General features: G+C 65.2%; 10 protein-coding genes. 4 read left to right on the top strand and 6 right to left on the bottom strand.

What is annotated here, in order from left to right:
• Positions 1-356: 356 nt before the first annotated feature.
• The 4 genes from C503_RS38315 to C503_RS0106850 are packed head-to-tail and all read right to left on the bottom strand — an operon-like array spanning position 357 to position 8,300.
• Positions 357-3,584, bottom strand: a complete 3,228-nt coding sequence (locus C503_RS38315; RefSeq protein WP_051114758.1) for a type I restriction endonuclease subunit R — start codon at positions 3,582-3,584, stop codon at positions 357-359.
• Entirely contained in the window at positions 3,584-4,780 is a 1,197-nt protein-coding gene (locus C503_RS45745; RefSeq protein WP_156893025.1) for a restriction endonuclease subunit S, read from the bottom strand. The genes C503_RS38315 and C503_RS45745 overlap by 1 nt, the downstream gene beginning before the upstream one ends.
• Positions 4,781-4,794: 14 nt before the next feature.
• Complete coding sequence (locus tag C503_RS0106855) at positions 4,795-6,375, bottom strand: class I SAM-dependent DNA methyltransferase (protein WP_018681452.1); 1,581 nt, start codon at positions 6,373-6,375, stop codon at positions 4,795-4,797.
• A gap of 56 nt (positions 6,376-6,431) precedes the next feature.
• Positions 6,432-8,300, bottom strand: coding sequence for a hypothetical protein (locus tag C503_RS0106850; RefSeq protein WP_245572413.1), 1,869 nt, complete (start codon positions 8,298-8,300; stop codon positions 6,432-6,434).
• 206 nt (positions 8,301-8,506) lie between these two features.
• Here C503_RS0106850 and C503_RS0106845 point away from each other — a divergent pair, with 206 nt between their 5' ends.
• Positions 8,507-9,934 carry a hypothetical protein gene (locus C503_RS0106845; RefSeq protein WP_018681450.1) on the top strand — a complete coding sequence of 476 codons (1,428 nt, stop codon included), beginning with the start codon at positions 8,507-8,509 and terminating at the stop codon, positions 9,932-9,934.
• A 263-nt stretch (positions 9,935-10,197) separates the two neighbouring features.
• On the opposite strand, the gene C503_RS42610 is transcribed toward C503_RS0106845, so the two are convergent.
• Positions 10,198-10,527, bottom strand: coding sequence for a hypothetical protein (locus tag C503_RS42610; protein WP_211222328.1), 330 nt, complete (start codon positions 10,525-10,527; stop codon positions 10,198-10,200).
• 204 nt (positions 10,528-10,731) lie between these two features.
• Between C503_RS42610 and C503_RS0106835 the strand changes: the two genes are divergently transcribed.
• The gene (locus tag C503_RS0106835; RefSeq protein ID WP_156893024.1) at positions 10,732-11,166 is read left to right on the top strand and encodes a hypothetical protein; all 435 of its coding nucleotides are present in this window, start codon (positions 10,732-10,734) and stop codon (positions 11,164-11,166) included.
• 88 nt (positions 11,167-11,254) lie between these two features.
• On the opposite strand, the gene C503_RS0106830 is transcribed toward C503_RS0106835, so the two are convergent.
• Positions 11,255-11,674, bottom strand: coding sequence for a MarR family winged helix-turn-helix transcriptional regulator (locus C503_RS0106830; RefSeq protein ID WP_018681448.1), 420 nt, complete (start codon positions 11,672-11,674; stop codon positions 11,255-11,257).
• Positions 11,675-11,731: 57 nt separating this feature from the next.
• Between C503_RS0106830 and C503_RS0106825 the strand changes: the two genes are divergently transcribed.
• The gene (locus C503_RS0106825) at positions 11,732-12,256 is read left to right on the top strand and encodes a DUF6790 family protein (protein ID WP_018681447.1); all 525 of its coding nucleotides are present in this window, start codon (positions 11,732-11,734) and stop codon (positions 12,254-12,256) included.
• A 168-nt stretch (positions 12,257-12,424) separates the two neighbouring features.
• The gene (locus C503_RS47260; RefSeq protein ID WP_211222327.1) at positions 12,425-17,005 is read left to right on the top strand and encodes a family 43 glycosylhydrolase; all 4,581 of its coding nucleotides are present in this window, start codon (positions 12,425-12,427) and stop codon (positions 17,003-17,005) included.
• Positions 17,006-17,017: the final 12 nt, after the last annotated feature.

Raw genomic sequence — 17,017 nt, 5'->3', positions numbered from 1 at the left:
AGCCGACGTCCGCCGCTGGATCAACGAATGGAACGCGGACCCCAAGCCCTTCGTCTGGACCAAAGCAGCCGACGACATCCTCAACACACTCGCCGCCTACTGCCAACGAATTACCGACTCAGAACACTAGTCGGCGGGCCACCTCAGGGATCACCCCGTAACCGCCGCCGCGTTCTTCGCGGATCTGGAACACTAGTCGGACAGCGCGGTCACGCAGTTCGTCGGGGTACTTCTTGGGTGCGGGCACGGATCCATTCTCCCATAGCTTCGGAACCTCCAAGTCTCCCGATGCGGTTCATTAACCTATATATGAAATAGAACAGAAACTGCCTAGCAAAAAGAGAATAGCGCTTGGATCACGCCCTGGAGTCCGACGACAAGCCGTCATTCCTGCGTCCGTCTTTCGAAACGTAGCGCGGTGCCATTGCCTCCATCTGCTCGATCACGAGTCTGATGGCTTCGGGCTGCTTGTCCGGCGGGTACTTGTACTTCACGAGCAGCCGTTTGATCGACGATCGGAGCTTAGCGCGCACATCGTCTCGCACCGTCCAGTCGGTCTTGACGTCGCGTCGCATGACCGCCACCAGTTCGCGTGCGATCTGGGCAAGCACATCGTCGCCCTGGAGTTCAACGGCGGACTCGTTGGTGCTGACCGCGTCGTAGAACGCCAACTCGTCGTGGGACAGGGGCGGATCGAAGCGCCCGCCGCGGTTGCCCTCCGCGGCGACTTCCTTGGCCAGTTCGATGAGCTCGGCGATCACCTCAGCCGAGGTGAGCTGCTGGTTGGTGTACTTGCGCATCAGCTCGGCAATCCGCTCAGAGAACGCCCGCTGACGCACGAGGTTGTGCCGCGTGATGTGATCCGACTCCTCAACCAGCAGCGCGCGCAACGCTTCGATGGCGAGGTGCGGGTTCGACGCCGATTGGGCCTTGAGCTGGAACTCCGGCCCCAGGTCGGACAGCGACGGCTTCGGCAAGCCGGCGGCGTCGTAGATGTCGATGATCTCACCGGACGCGGTTGAGGTGGCCACCAGCGCGGAGAGCATCCGCTGGATCTCCTCCGGCACGGGCTTACCCTCGGCCTGCCGCTGTTGGGCGTCGAACTTGCCCATCCACACGCGGACTTCTTCGTAGAACCTCGCCGTGACGCGGAGGTGTTCGAGAGTCTGGTTGCCAGAACACAGCGCCCACGCACGGGCCAGTTGGTTGGCCAGCTTGCGGAAGCGGTCGCCGAGCTTTTCCTCGCCTTCCGGCACCTGGTTGCCAGGGGTGGTGGGGGATCGCAGGTAGTTGGTGAGCCCGTAGGCGGCCTTGACCCAGCTCTTCTGGCCGCCATCAAGTTTGGTCCGCCACGGGTAGCCTGCGCACAGCTCGTCGAGGGAGGTGATGAGCGTGCTGGTGAGATCGACGGCCTCGTCGATGTTCTTGCCGACCGGCTTTTTGGCCTGGTCGGTGTCGGTGTACTCGGCGAGTGCCTTGTTGAGGTTGTCCGCCAGGGGCGCGTAGGCGACGAGCAGCCCGTCCGGCTTGCCGCGGAAGGTGCGGTTCACCCGTGCCAGGGTCTGCATCAGCAGCGCGCCCTTGAGGGGGCGGTCGAGGTACAGCGTGTGCAGCGGCGGTGCGTCGAAACCGGTGAGCATCATGTCCTTGACCAGGACGATCTGAAGCTCGTCGTCCGCGTCACGGAGCCGCTTCTGGATGACCTTGTTCTGTCCATCACGCCGGACGTGCTTGGCCACAGGCATGGCATCTTGGGCCGAGCCGGAGTAGACGACCTTGACCACGCCCTTGTCGACGGCGTCGTTGTGCCAGTCCGGCTTGAGCTTGACGATCTCGTCGTAGAGGTGGGCGCAGATCTCTCGGGTCGCGCCCACGATGAACGCCTTGCCGGGGGAGCCGATGAACTTGTGCATCTGCTCCGAGCGGGTCTCCCAGTGCTGGACAATGTCGGCAGCCAATGCCGCCAACCGTGCGGGAGCCCCGTACACGGCGTTGATCACGGCGACGGACTTCTCGATCTTGGCGCGTTCCACCTCGTCAAGTCCGAGAGTGGCCTCGTCCGCGGCACGATCGAGGTCTTCTTCGCTGACGTCCTTGGTCAACCCGACCTTGATCAGGCATGGCTCGAAGTAGACCGGGACCGTGGCACCGTCATCGACCGCACGGGTGAGGTCGTAGATGTCGATGTAGTCACCGAACACCTCTCGGGTGTTGCGGTCGTCGAAGGAGATCGGCGTCCCGGTGAACGCGATCAGCGCGGCGTTGGGCAACGCGTCCTTGAGGTGGCGGGCATAACCATTGAGGTCGTCGTAGTGGCTGCGGTGGGCCTCGTCGGCGATGACGATGATGTTGCGGCGGTCCGACAACAGCGGATGATCCAGCCCGGCGTCCTTCTCGGCCTTGCTGAGACCGAACTTCTGGAGCGTGGTGAAGTAGATGCCGCCCGTCGCCCGGTTAGCCAGTTCCTCACGCAGTTCCGCGCGGGTCGTCACCTTGATCGGAGACTCGCTCAGCAGACGGGACCGGTTGAACGCCTCGTACAGCTGCCCGTCCAACTCCTTGCGGTCGGTTACGACGATGATGGTCGGGTTCTTGAGCTTGGGCTGCGTGGCGACAAGGTGGGCATACAGCTCCATCTCCATCGACTTGCCCGACCCCTGGGTGTGCCACACGACCCCAGCCTTGCCGTTGCTCCCCACAGCGGCGACCGTCGACCCAACTGCTTTGGTGACCGCGAAGTACTGGTGCGGTTTCGCGATCCGCTTCGCGTACCCCTCGGCCCCGCCGTCGAACGCGGTGAAGTTCCGCTGCAACTGGAGGAACCGCTCCGGGTTGAACACGCCCTCGATCAGGAACTCAAGCTCGGTGCCGAGGTGCACGTCATCGAGCGGTTCGCCGAGCTTCACCGGCTTGCCGTCGTCATCGACATTCCACGGCGAGTAGTGGTTCAGCGGCGTGAAAGGCGTGCCGTATCGGGCGGTGATCCCGTCGCTGATCACGGTCACCACGGTGAACCGGAACGCCATCGGGAACTCACGCAGGTACGTCGCCAGCTGGGCATGTGCCGCATCCAGATTGGCCTTGGCCGCTCCCGCCTGCTTAAGTTCGAAGACCGCGACCGGCATGCCGTTGAGGTAGAGCACCACATCGAAGCGGCGCTCGACCTCTGCGGTGCGGACGGTGACCTGGTTGACCGCGAGCAGCTCGTTGTCGCCGACCTGGTGGCTGACCAGCCGGATGGTCGGATTCTGCTCGACGCCATCAGCGTCGATGTAGCTGATCCCGCGGTAGCCCTGAGTGCAGATCTGGTGCAGCCGGTAGTTCTCGGCGATCGCGTCTTGCGAGGTCGGCTGAATGATCTCCGCCAGCGCCTGCTCCAGGTATTCCGCCGGCACCTGCGGGTTCAGCTCCCGCATCTTCGCCAGCATCCGCCCAGGAAGCACGATGTCATCCCACGACGCCCTACCGTTCTCAGCGCCCGGCGCGATGGTGGCCCCTGGGAGTGACTGCCACTCCTGCTCGGCCAGCGTCTCTAGCGCGACACCTTCCCACTCCGCCTCACTGAACCCCGGCTGCCCCACCATCACACAACCCCCTCCGCGACCTTTTCAGCCTCACGCGCACGGATCTTTCCGGACATAAGCAACGGCAACAGCTCGTCGCGTGTGGCCGTCAGCGACCGGTTTTCTACTGTCGCCGCATGCGACCGCCTCCGCAGCGGCAGCGCGATCGATTCGAAGTGGTCCCACTGGTCATCGCGCAACGCTGGGACTGGGGCTTCATTAAACCGTTCCGCGCGAACAGCGGGATATGCGCTGCCCTCCGCGACCCCTTCCAGGTACTGGACAAACTCCTCCCGTCGGGCGCTTTCATAGGTGCAAGCGATTCGTCCCTTCTTCGGGGTTAGCACAGCAAGCCCTGTCGAACCCACCAAGAGAGGGTCGTCGTCCATTATGAGGGCATGTGACCTACGGTTAGGACGCACGGTTGACCACACTGTGTCACCTGGCCTCACCACACGTCGGGCACGGCCCGGTGCTTTTTCCCAGTCAGTGACGGCAGGGAAGTCGTAGCCTCCGTTCGAAATCGTTGAGATGTCCAGGTAGCGCAACTGGCCGTTGGTCACGGGGCGAGCGACAGCAGTGCTCACCGAGGCGATGTCTCGGAGTGCGCCGAGTGCTGCGCCCGCACACAACCGTTTAAACTCACTGCTCAGATACTCGTCGACGGCGGTGACGAGTTGACCATTTACGGCGATCTTGTCGTCCAGCACCCCGAGAACATCTGCAATCGCCCGCTGCTGTCCAAAGTTGGGAATAGCAATGCATTTGGTTTTTGCAAAAGTCGTGTATTGAAAACGCGCAACCCCTGTGTGCTGTACCTGAAACTCAAACGTTTCTCCGTTTTCGTACATTGCCTGGAGATGCCAGAACAGGTACCTCGGGTAGACCATTTTCGGATCGGCGCGCAGGAATCGAGTGAAGCTCGCGCCAATTACGGGATGATCAAATTTGCTAAGGAGCTTTTCGGTTACCAGAAGTGTACGACCAGTCGGGCGGTCGCGCGTCCCCCCCGCTGTTTCTAGTAGAATGTCGTCAGGCTGCAGGACGCGTCGATGCACCGTGCGAGCAGGAAGATACCGAAGTGGCACACCTTCGACTACGAGCTTGCGCGCGTCCGGAAAATCGGCACCACGAATGACGTAATGGGGCTCGTGCTCGTCAACTTCAGTGTCGAGCCCCCAGTCGCCGTCTCTCGTGTCGATCAGCAGGTCTTTCAAGAGCAAATTTTCAATCACGTCAACCGCTCCAGTTGCTCGCGGACGACTTTCTCCAAGCGGGCGGACTCGTCAAATGCTGACAGTAGTTCCTTGGTCAGCCGTCGGATCTTGTCATCGATAGGTTCGTCGTCGTCTTCGACTTCGGCAGCGCCGACATAGCGGCCCGGGGTTAGGGCGTAGTCGGCAGCCTTGATGTCGGGTAGACCGACGGACTTGCAGAAGCCGGGGACGTCCTCGTAGGTCAGGTTCTTCTGTGCGGCGGATCGGGTACCGCGCCAGGCGTGATACGTGTCGGCGATCTTGGCGATGTCCTCGTTCGCCAGTGCGCGTTCAGCGCGGTCGACCATGTAGCCGAGTTCGCGGGCGTCGATGAACAGCACCTGGCCCGATCGGTCAACAGCCCCGTGCTTGCCGGCGCGCTTGTCCTTGGCGAAGAACCAGACGCAGACCGGGATGCCGGTGCTGCGGAACAGCTGCGTCGGCAGCGCGACCATGCAGGAGACGAGGTCGGCCTCGACGACCTGGGCGCGGATGGCGCCTTCGCCGTTGGTGTTCGACGACATCGAGCCGTTGGCCATGACTACGCCAGCGCTGCCGCCGGGGGCGATTTTGTACAGGATGTGCTGAATCCAGGCGTAGTTGGCGTTGTTGGCTGGCGGGACGCCGAACTTCCAGCGGGGGTCTTCGGTGTTGCGGGACCAGTGCTTGATGTTGAACGGCGGGTTGGCCATCACGTAGTCCATCTGTACGTCCGCGTGCTGGTCGCGGGCGAAGGTGTCGCCCCATCGCGCCCCGAGGCCCTTGTTGTCGATGCCGTGGATGGCGAGGTTCATCTTCGCCATCCGCCAGGTCTCCTCCAGGCTTTCCTGGCCGTAGATGGCGATGTCCTTCGGGTCACCGTTGTGTTCGTAGATGAACTTCTCGGTCTGCACGAACATGCCACCCGAGCCACAGCACGGGTCGTACACACGGCCGCGCGAGGGCTCCAATACCTCGACGATTACCCGAACAACGCTGGGCGGGGTGAAGAACTCGCCGCCCCGCTTGCCTTCCGATCGCGCGAAGTTGCCGAGGAAGTACTCGTAGACCTCGCCCATGAGGTCGCGGGCGCGGTGCTCGCCCTGGCGGCTGAACTTCGCGCTGTTGAACAGATCGATCAGCTCGCCGAGGCGGCGCTGGTCGATGTTGTCCTTGTTGTAGAGGCGGGGCAGTGTCCCTTGCAGCGTCGGGTTCGCGCGCATGACGATGTCCATCGCGTTGTCGATGAGCCAGCCGATCGTCCTGGCTGGCTCGGCGCCGGAAGCGGGCAGGCCCTTGGCGTGTTCGGCCAGGTAGGACCAGCGTGCGGCCTCCGGTACGACGAACACCCCGTATCCCTGATACTCCTCGGGGTCGTCGATCAGGTCGGCGATCTGCTCTTCGTCGTAGTCCTGTGCCGTCAGGTCGGTGCGGATGGCTTCGCGGCGTTCGTCATAGGCGTCCGAGACGTACTTGAGGAACACCAGGCCGAGGATGACGTCCTTGTACTGGTTCGCGGACAGCGAGCCGCGGAGCCGGTCGGCAGCTTTCCAGAGCGTGTCCTTCAGCTCCTTCATCGTCGATGGTGCCGACGGGTCCTTCTTCGTGCGGGGAGGCATGCTGCCTGTCCTTCCTACTGCTTTGTCCGCGTGGTGAGGGCCACCGCGCCTGCGGCGACTCCGTCGATCATGGCGGTGACGAGATCCCGTGTTGCGTCCAGGTGCCGCCGCAGGGTGGTCTCGTGGTTCACCGCGGCGAGAAGCGCCTCTTCCAGCCGCTCCACCTCGGAGGTGTCGAGAATCGGCACGTTCCAGGTCTGCCACTCGGTTGGCTCGTTCGGCAGCCGATTGATGATCGCCGCGACTGCGTGGGGGCCGATTCCTGCCTGCGAACTGATCCGAAGGATCTTCGACGGGGAGGCCACCAGTGATCCGCCGTGGTCGTCGACTCTCGCGATCGGGCGTGGCCGTTCCGCGAACACCACATCCCCCGGATCTGTTCGGACGGCGCGCGGGTAGAGCCGCGCAGCATCGAACGGGTCGAGGTGCGCAGTGCCATGTGGCTCGGTCGCGGACAGGACCGTGACCGAGCCACCAGGATTGTCGTGACTGTGGTCAATCCGGCTGCCACGGACCACTCGCACGTGCCCCAAGTCTTTCAATTCGCCCAGCGACCGTCGGCGCAGCAACATTGCGCCGGGGGCGCGTTCGGCCAGCACGTCGAAAGGCTGGATCGGCTCGCTCGTCACTAGGGTGGCCGCGTTGATGACGGCGAGGTGCCGCTCGATCTCCATCGTCGCGAGCTGCAGTGCTCGCACCCCACGGGGTACGACGACAGTGCGGGCACTCAGGATCGGCGGGAGGTCGTGTGGGCGAAGGTAGCGGAAGGCACGACCTCGCGCGGCAGCCAACGCGCCGGTCATGTCGGAGGCGAGGTCGCCGAGGTCCAGTTCGTCTCGGGTGAACGCGGCCAAGTCGGCGACCAGCGGCCGTTGCATGGACCCTCCGGTCGCGCAGATCCACAGGCCCAGCGCCTGTCGGTGCGCCTCACGCCACATTCCCCGAGGAAGGCGCAGCGCGACGGCGAGGCTCTCCGAGCGGAGAGTCTGCGCTCGGTGCCGCTCCCGCTCTCCCTGTAGCTCGTCGCACAGGACGCCAGCCGGGCCGATGATGATCGCGAGTTCACCCTCACCGAGATCGAGCACGAGGTTGTCGACCAGGTCAAGCACCTCGTCGGCGGGCCTGCCGATGGCCGACAACACTCGGACGCCAGGGCCTGCCGCGTCGTCGACGGTCTCAATCTCGCGAATCGCCGCCCTACGTCTGATGTCCCGCAACTCCGGAGTGCCGCCGGGCATCACGAGATGGGTGAAGGCGTCGGCAAGCGCGAGCGTCACGCTCGACGCCGGACCGATGTGCACGAGCGGCACGCCCTCGGGGTCGAGGTGGAGGGCGCAGGCTTCGGCGACGGCGTGGATGAGGTCGACTGCCTCGGAGGTGAGATCACGAGTGCCCAGCGTTCGCGCGGCCCTTCCTTGTTCCAACCAGTCGAGTGCCTCGCGCGGGCCATACGACGCCTCAACCAGGTCGTCGATGAACCGCAGCGTGCAGACTGCCGGCACGGAAGCCTTCACCTCCCGGAACAGCACCCGGTCGTCGGGATCGACACCGCGCGCCAGGGTGATGCGGTTCTCCGCTGTCGTGTCCGCCAGTTCCTCCCTCGTCAACACCGCGAGGCAGAGCCACGTGACGAGTTCATCCAGGGGCACGTCATCGGGCACGCTCAACGCTGGTGCGTCGAGTTTCGCCTCGGGGTTGTTACCCCGGCCAGTGCGCTCCAGCCACTCAACGATGTCCTCGCGACGGAACCGCTCCATCCCGCGCGAGACCTCGACAGGGTCGGGGAAGGGCACATGCAGACCGCGGACGTGCGGCCGGTTGCGCCACATGCTCACGACCGGCCGGCGGACACGAGCAAGATCCGCGACGTCCTGCAACGTCAACGTAGGCCCTCCACCTGCCACGACACACCTCCTCGATCTATCCGCCGCCTCGTGGGACACAGAGTATCGAGCATGATGCATGTCGCCACCAAGGAAAAGTGATAACCCTCCTTATCCACGTTCAAGTACGACAAAGTCACAAGCTCGGACTCAACCTGTGTAGGCCCGCTGTCGATCATCGGCAGCGCTTCCCGCAGGAGAACGCGATGACCCAGCACATCAAGCACCCAGCCCACTTCGACAACGACGCCACAGCGGTCGTCATCGAGCGACTGACGGTCCACGACCGCGAGGTCGCACGAGAGGCCCAGCGCTGGGTCTCTGGCGAGCGCGGCCCGCTCGTGGAGAACCTCGACACCCTCGCCAGCGCCGACCTGACGAACTACGTCACCGAGGCCGTACGCATCGGCGCCCATGCACTGAGCGTGACCGGACAGGCCCAGGAGGCCCAAGCGCTTGAACGGCTGCTGAAGGATGTCGGAGACAAGACCGCCCACTCCACCGCCCAGGCAGCTGAACTCACGGCGCGAGCAGTGAAGGAAGCGTCCGAAGCCGTGATGGCGGCGGCCCGCGACGCCAAGACGACCATCACGAACGCGGACACCCAGAGCCGCAAGGAGCTCACCACGGCGGTGATGACGGCGAAGCAGGACCTAAACTCCGAGCTGCGACGCATCTTCGCTGGTGAGAGCCCTGAACTTGTCGAGCGCCTCCAGCCGGTGCTGGACAAGTTCGGCACCAATCTCGATGCGAAGGTGAGCGCTGGAACAGCCGAGCTGCTGGCCAAGGCCGCTCGGCAGTTCGACCCGTCCGATCCGACGTCCCCGATGGCCAAACACGCCGCCGAACTCACCGCCCGGCAGGAGCAGCTCACTCAGCAGTTGGCCAAGCAGCACGCCGAGCTGACGAGCAAGATCGAGGAGGTGTCGACGGTACTGCGCGTCCACGAGGCAACGACCGCCCTCGCCAAGGTGACGCCGATCAAGGGCGAGTCCTACGCCAGCTCGGTGCACACCGTGCTGACGGGCATCGCCGCCGGTCTCGGCGACGACTACACGGACACCAGCACGACCACGGGCCGCCTGCCTCGCTGCAAGAAGGGCGACGGTGTGCTGAGCCTGAACGACGGCGTCGCCCGCGTCGTCATCGAGATGACCGACTCGTCGCGCACCGGCTGGACCGACTACTTCGCCGAAGCCGAGCGCAACCGCGATGCCGTCGCCTCGCTGGGCCTCGTCCGCGCCATCGACCAGAACGGCGGGCAGACCCTCCGTGTGATCGGCGCGCAGCGGCTCGTACTGGCCTTCGACCCCGACAACGACAGCCCCGACCTCCTGCGCACCGTGATCATGCTCCTGCGCACGACCGCCATCGCGACGGCAAGCCGCAAGGGCGTCCACCAGGTCGCCACGGCCGAGGAGAAGATCGCCGAAGCACTCAGCCACCTGGTGAAGATCGACTCGGTCAAGAAGCTATCCGCCACGATCCAGAAGTCGGCGACAAAGATCGACAGCGAGTGCACCGCCCTGAACTCCGCCGTCCGGCGCCTGCTCGACGAAGCGCTTGTCGCACTGGCTGGCGCGCACGCGACCGGTCCCGAACTCGTTATGGACGCCGTCCACGGTGCAGCCTGACTGAATCGAGAGGGGCTGCCACAACGGTGGCAGCCCCTCTGCCGCAGGTTCGATCACCCACCCTTAAGCACTTTTCCAAGGAAGCGATCTTCACCGACGGTCATCGCCCACCTCCGGCCGAGCGGCGGCGCCGGACAACTTCAATCGTGGCAGAAACGTGCAGCTCACGTCGGGTACGGGTTCGTGTGGATGCTGTACGAGCCGGCCCGGGGGCACTCTGTTCTCTCCTTACGCCCCGCTCACGATAGGCATCGTCGATGCGGCTACGGGCCAGGTCTTCCATTCCAGCGATGACCTGCGCGTAGATCTGCGACAGCACCCACACCGAGTGCCCACCCATTCCGCGATCTGCCGTGGCGGAACCCCGCCATCAGACATGTGGACACGAACGCGTGCCGGAGGTCGTAGGGCCGCTTGGCCAACGGGGACCGGTACTCCTCCTCGGTCAACGCGGCTTTCCGGGCCTTGTCCAACACCCGCGCGGCGGTCGACTCGGCGATCAGGCCGCCATCGAGACCCCGAAAGAGCCTGTCGTCGGCCGCGAACTTCTCGATGTGCTCGTTGCGGATCCCGGTCAGCAAAGGTGGCCGCACTTCGTTCTCCGCACGGTGTTGAGGCCGCGTTGTCCCTGCGCTCCCCCGAGTCCGTCCACGCGGCCACCGTGATCGGGGCCGGCGTTGGGCAGTGCGGCGCATCGAGGTGAACGTGATTCGGGCCCCGGCCGCGCGCGGCCGGGTGTTGGGGTGAACATCAGTGGATGCCTCGCGGGCGCCTGGTGGGTGCGCGACGATCCCCCGATGGCGAGAGGGCGGCGTGGTGGTCCGGGGTGGTGGCGGCCGGTACTGGTGATCGTGGTGCCGGTGGTGGCCGCGACGATCGCGGCGGTGATGGTGTTGTCGCGGGTGCTGGACGTGGCCTCATCAGGCGGCCGGTTGGACATGATCCGCACCGCCCTGGCCGTCGGCGCGGGGAGCGGCGCGGTGATGACCCTGGTGTTGGGCTGGCGGCGGCAGTGGTCCACCGAGCACGACGCGTCCGAGCGGCGGCTGACCGAGCTGTATGTGAAAGCCGTGGAGCAACTGGCGCGGCGACGGAACCGCCCTGGTCGGTTGCGTCACGACGGGGGCTTTGCCGAGTGCCTGCCGCTCCCAGTGACGGGTGTTCCCCCATTGCGCCCCGGACCCCAACCGGCGCGCGGTGAATGCTGTGCAAACGCCGCCCGAGGGCACTGACAGCAATCACACAGGCCGTGACCTGTGATTCCTATCTTGCGCCGCTGGAGTTCTGGACGTGCTGGCGAAGTTTCGTGGTGAAGGGCTGTCATTCGGAGTCGAGGAGTCTGGCCAGCCGGAGGGTGTCTTCGAGGTAGCGCTCATAGGGGAAGTCCGCCGCGACGAGTCGGGTGCGGAGTTCGTCGTAGAGTGGTTTTCCGCTGGTATGGAAGGCTTTCCGGCCGGTTTCGGTGAGACGGACCAGTCTCCGTCGGGCGTGGTCGGGGTCGGTGGTGATCTGCACCAGGCCGTCGGCTTCGAGTGGTCGTAGGGCTCGGCTGATCGCCGGGTCGGACACCGACAGTGCCTGCGCGAGTCGGTGTTGCGTCGTGGGCTCGATCTCCTCCAGCGCACCCAGCAGCCGCATCTGGCTGTAGGTCAGGCCGTCGCGGTCGTCGGTGCGGCGCCGGGCCGCCTCGCCCAGCAGCATGACCACGCGGTGCAGCAGGTCTGCGAGTCCATCGTCCACGGCATCACCATAGCATGAGTGTTGACTGATTAATATTAACCAGGTAAGAATGCGTCCATGGACACCTTCTCCTACCTCGCCCAGTCCGCCTTTCCCCTGGTCTGGATCCTGGTGCCGGCCATCGGGGCGTTCGTGCGGGCCCGCCACGCCACGTCGAGTCACGAGCGGCTGGAGATCTGGCAGCGTTGGTGGGCGATCGGCGCCATGGGCTTCGGCAGCCTGTGGATGACGGTCGCGTTCCTCGCCTTCCCGGATGTCATGGCCACCGCGATCGGCTTCGGTCGGACGCCGTTCCTGTTCGAGATCGCCTTCGCCAACCTCGGGCTGGCCGTCCTGGGCTTCCGCGCCGCCTCGGCCACGTCGCGCGAGCGCATCACCATCGGGCTCGGTGCCGGGATGTTCCTCTGGGGAGCGGTGGTCGGCCACGTCTACCAGTGGTTCGCCAACGGTGACCACGCCTCGGGCAACACCGGCGGCGTCCTCGTCACCGACCTGCTCATCCCGGCAGTCATGATCATCCTGGCCATGCGGTCCCGGCGACTGGCGGCCACGCCTCGGCCGACCGTGGAAATGGCCGCCTGACGATCGAGGACGTGGACCGAGACCTGCGACCAGCGCCAATGAACGTTCAAAGTCTTATGGGCACATTCTCCAAGTCTTTCAGGCAGATCTGCTCGAATTCGGGCAGGAGGTTTCCCGAGTGCAGATGACTTTCGCGTCGATTATCGGTGTCGGGGTTACGCTCCGGACATGTCGTTCTTTCGGATATTCCGGCGCGCGCGTGTACCGATCGCCTGCGTGGTGAGTCTGGGGGTGGTGTTCTCCGGTGTCGCGGTGCCGTCCCCGGCGGTGGCGCAGGCGAGCAGCGACTTGCCGTTGGATGAGGCCACGGTGATCACCAACAATCTCCAGGGGCGGACCGCCGGGGGTGATGCGGCCAGTAAGTGGACCAGTGCGGTGCATGATTACGCCCGCAATGCCCGTGTCGTCCTGTTGCAGGAGGTCGGGAACGGGGGGCCGCCTGCCGCGGGGGACGGGACCGATTGGTGGACCCCCGCTCCGGAGCGGCGTCGGTACACCCATTACGAGTGGACGCCGGGCACCGACCGTGACCCCACGACGTACAACGTTTTCTACGCCCAGACACAAGGTGGCGTGAACGCTCCGGAGACCGACAACCAGGGGCGGGTCAACATCGCGATCGTCACCCGTGATCACCCGGACGAGGTGCGGATCGTGGAGAACCCGGTGGCGCCGGGGCGGAACGCGTTGGGGGTTCGGTTCGGTCATTTTTGGTATTTCACCATGCATGCACTGTCCGGTACGGGGAACGACGTGGTGCCGATGCTCAACCGCATCGAGCAACGCGTCCGGGACTGGGCGCGGGAGGCCAACCAGAATCCGCAGGACTTCCACTGGACCGTCGGGGGCGATTTCAACCTCGAACCCGAGGAACTACGGGCCCGCGGCGGCTACCCGCAGAACGCCGTCGTCCGCGGCTCGGGTGAGACGACGCACGATGACGGCGGGGAGCTCGACTACTTCGTCACCACCGAGATGAACTACACCATCCGACCCGAGCGGATGGACATGCGGTCCTCCGATCACGCACCGGTCCGATGGGGGCCGATACAGGCGGCCGCGGGCAGCAGGCCGACGGCGCCGATGCGGGTCAACACCACCGCGAACCTGGTGCACGCGGACAAACCGCCCGGCGCGTGGATCGGCACCACGCTCGCCGGGATGCTGGGCGCGCTCGCGGTGCTCGTCTCGCGCAAACGGGACCTGCCCGTGGAGCTCGTCGGTTCGCAGTCGGCGGGCGACGGCCTGAACTACACCGGCAAACCCGGCGACGACACCTCCCAGCTGGGCAGACGCGGCGAGGGCGACATCCCGGAGTACCAGCCCAACATCGTGCTCGTGCAGGCAGGCCTCAACGACGTCCTGGCCGAGCACCAGGACGACGTCGCGGGCAGACTGGCGAACCTGGTCACCGAGGCGCGGGCGGTGAACCCGCAGATCGTCGTGGGGGTGGCCGAGCTGATCCCGGCCACCGACGCCGAGACCCAGCGGCGGATCACCGCGGTGAACTCCGCCATCCGCGCGCTGGTCGCCGACGAGCAGCGGGCCGGGCACAAGGTGCTGCTGATCTCCATGCGCGACGTCGACACCGCCCACCTGGACACCGACGGGCTCAGCCCGAACGACACGGGCGCGCACAAGATCGCCGACGCGTTCGCCCGCACCGTCGCGGACGCCCAGATCCGCGGCTGGGTGGTGGAGCCGAGCAACAACCGGCTCGACCGGCTGCCTGCGCCGACCGTGGGACGGACCGACATCCGCAACGCCGATCCCAGCGTGATCCGGGTCGGCGGCACCTATTACTCGGTGGAGTCCAGCTACGGCCGCGTCATGGTGCGCTCCGCGTCCAGCCCTGAGAACCTCGACGACTCGGTCCGGTCGTCGGTGTGGGCCGACAATGGACTCGGCGAAATCTGGGCACCGGAGTTGGTGAAGCTCGGCGACCGATATTACATCTACTTCTCCGCGGGCAGAGGCAGCGCCCATCGAATGTACGTGATCAGTTCGGACTCACCGGACCGCAATTACGGCAGAGAACAGAAACTCGCCCTGCCCGACGATAAATGGGCCATCGACGGCGCCGCGTTCACTTTCGACAACCAGCTCTGGTTCGTCTGGTCAGGCTGGGCGGGCGACACCAACATCGAGCAGAACCTCTACCTGGCACGAATGAGCAATCCGACCACGCCGACCGGTGCCCGCTTCCAGATCTCCCAGCCCCGCGAGCCGTGGGAGCGGGTGACAGGCAATCCGTTCATCAACGAGGCACCGGAACCGATCCGCGACCCCAACGGCCAGCTGCACATCGTGTACTCGGCGAACGGGTCGTGGACCGACAAATACTGCCTGGGCGATCTACGGCTTAAGGCCGGGGGCAATCCGGAGTACGTGTGGGACTGGTACAAGTCCAACGGCTGCGTGATGGGCTCCGACGGCGCGAGCATGATGTCCGGCTGGACGGCGACCGAGCACGTCAACGGCCCGGGGCACCACAGTTTCGTGCTGGCGAACGGGGATATCGCCACCAGCCCGCCCGCCGGGCGGAAGTTCCCGCTGATGTACCACGGCGTGCCCAAGGGGATGACCTACAAGTGGGAGAACCGGGTCTGGTACTCCGGCGCTTTCACCTGGTGGAAGGACATCCCGTACGGCAGGCAGAACGTGCCGGGGGACAACGTGAACACCGGCTACAGCCTGGGCTTCTTCGAGGACGCGAACTCCCCGCTGCCCCCGCCGCCGGTGACCCGCCCGCCGGGCAAGCCGGGACCGCCCGGTCAGAGCATCAAGAACGCGGACCCCAGTGTGATCCGGGTCGGCGCCACGTACTACTCGGTGGAGTCCGACGGCGGCAATATCTACTCCCGGTCGGCCGCCGACATCCACGGGTTGCAGAACGCGGACCGCAGGCTGATCTGGTCGACGCCGAAGAACATGCCCAACCTGTGGGCGCCGAAACTGATGCGGCTCAATGCCGCGCTGGGCACCCAGGTGTACGCGGTCTATTTCGCCTCCGGTGACGGCCAGGGCGGGCAACGCATGTACTACACCTGGTCGAACGTGCCGGACCGCGGTTTCAGCGACCCGATGAAGCTGAACCTGCCCGACGACAAATGGTCGGTGGACGGCTCGGCTTTCTACTTCGGCGACAAGATGTGGTTCGTCTGGTCCGGTTGGGAGGGTGACACCAATATCGAGCAGAACCTCTACCTCGCCGAGATGACCAGCCCGTCCGACGTCACCGGCAAGCGGTATCGGATCTCCCAGCCCCGGGAGTCGTGGGAACGCGTGGTCGGCAACCCGTTCATCAACGAGGCGCCCGCCCCCATCAAGGACCCCAACGGCCAACTGCATATCGTGTACTCGGCCAACGGGTCCTGGACCGACCACTACTGCATCGCGGACCTGCGTCTCCGCAAGGGCGGCGACCCGACATACGTGTGGGACTGGTACAAGTCAAATGGCTGCGAGTTCGGCTCCTATCGCGCCACCATCGCCAAGGGCTGGGACCCGACGTTGTACGTGGACGGACCCGGCAGCCACAGTTTCGTGCTGGAATACGGCGACATCTCCACCAGCCCACCCGCCGGACCCCGGTTCCCGCTGATGTACCACGCCGTGCCCAAGGGAACGCCCTACAGCTGGGGCAACCGGCACTGGTTCACCGGCACGTTCAGCTGGTGGGGCAACAGCACCTACAGCCGCCAGAACGTGCCCGGCGCGAACAATGACACCGGGTTCGGGCTGAAGTTCTTCGAGGATGAACCGACGACCGGGGCGCCGGGCCAGACGTCCATCAGGAACGCCGACCCGAGTGTGATGCGGGTCGGCAGCACGTACTACTCGGTGGAATCCGACGGCGGCAGCATCTACGTCCGACAGGCTTCGGCGCCGAACGGGCTCGGCGGCGCCGCGCGCGGCAGGATCTGGTCCGATCCGGGGATGGGTGAGGTCTGGGCCCCGGAACTCGTGCTCGTCGGCGGCCGCTACTACGTGTATTTCTCCGCCGGAAGCGGGAATGCACATCGGATGTACGTGATCAGCTCCGACCGGCCGACGACCGGCTACGGCACCCACCGAAAAATGCCGTTGCCGGATGACAAATGGGCCGTGGACGGCACCGCGTTCACCTTCGAGAACCAGCTGTGGTTCGTCTGGTCGGGTTGGGAGGGCGACACCAACGTCGAGCAGAACCTGTACCTGGTCCAGATGAGCGACCCGGCGACACCGACCGGCCCCCGTGCCCGGATCTCACAACCACGGGAACCGTGGGAACGTAGGGTCGGCAACCCGTTCATCAACGAGGCACCGGCGCCCATCAAGGACCCCAACGGCCAACTGCACATCACCTACTCGGCCAACGGATCCTGGAGCGACCAGTACTGCATCGCGGACCTGCGGCTGCGCAAGGGCGGCGACCCGACGTACGTGTGGGACTGGTACAAGTCCAACGGTTGCCAGTTCGGCTCGGTCCGGGACTCCATAATGGACGGCTGGGATCCGACGCTGTACGTCAACGGTCCGGGCAGCCATAGTTTCGTACTGGAGAAGGGGGACATCGACACCAGTCCGCCCGCCGGGCCGATGTTCCCGATGATGTACCACGCCGTTCCCAAGGGCACGCCCTATTCCTGGGCGAACCGGCTGTGGCACACCGGCACGTTCTGTTGGTGGGGCGACAGCACCTACAGTCGCCAGAACGTGCCCGGCGCCAACAGCGACACCGGGTGGGGCCTGAAGTACTTCGAGTAGCCCCTTGGCATT

This window comes from Actinokineospora enzanensis DSM 44649 (genome assembly GCF_000374445.1).
Classification (GTDB): Bacteria; Actinomycetota; Actinomycetes; order Mycobacteriales; family Pseudonocardiaceae; genus Actinokineospora; species Actinokineospora enzanensis.
This window is presented reverse-complemented; position numbering and strand designations above follow the sequence as displayed.

Bases quoted from the DNA above. Each gene is read 5' to 3' on its own strand.
- C503_RS0106845 (WP_018681450.1), top strand. From the start codon at position 8,507: ATGACCCAGCACATCAAGCACCCAGCCCACTTCGACAACGACGCCACA.
- C503_RS38315 (WP_051114758.1), bottom strand. From the start codon at position 3,584: ATGGTGGGGCAGCCGGGGTTCAGTGAGGCGGAGTGGGAAGGTGTCGCG.
- C503_RS0106855 (WP_018681452.1), bottom strand. From the start codon at position 6,375: ATGAAGGAGCTGAAGGACACGCTCTGGAAAGCTGCCGACCGGCTCCGC.
- C503_RS0106825 (WP_018681447.1), top strand. From the start codon at position 11,732: ATGGACACCTTCTCCTACCTCGCCCAGTCCGCCTTTCCCCTGGTCTGG.
- C503_RS47260 (WP_211222327.1), top strand. From the start codon at position 12,425: ATGTCGTTCTTTCGGATATTCCGGCGCGCGCGTGTACCGATCGCCTGC.
- C503_RS0106835 (WP_156893024.1), top strand. From the start codon at position 10,732: ATGGCGAGAGGGCGGCGTGGTGGTCCGGGGTGGTGGCGGCCGGTACTG.